The organism is Monashia sp. HAY1-5C (assembly GCF_056755255.1).
Genome location: NZ_JBPGXG010000685.1, coordinates 1 through 241, shown reverse-complemented (window position 1 = coordinate 241; position 241 = coordinate 1). Strand labels below are relative to the sequence as shown.

The window sequence follows — 241 nt, the reverse complement described above, 5'->3', positions numbered from 1 at the left end:
GTCGAACGGGAGATCACGTCGCCGGTGATGGAGCCAAGGGCGATCAGGCCCAGGATGCTGCCCGCCGTGATGATCAGGCTGTTCATCAGCCCCAGCATCACGTTGGAGTTGCCTGTAGCAGTCAGTACAGCCGTGAAGTTGCTGAAATCCGGGCTTGACGGCGGCGCGAGGGGCGAGGTCGTGTAGATCTCGCTGTCCGACTTCAGGGCGGTGGTCGCCAGGAAGTAGAAGGGTGCCAGGA

At 62.2% G+C, this 241-nt stretch carries 1 pseudogene; it reads right to left on the bottom strand.

The features are described from left to right. Nucleotides 1–241: pseudogene (locus ACR9ZK_RS23190) on the bottom strand (carbohydrate ABC transporter permease); the annotation flags it as partial.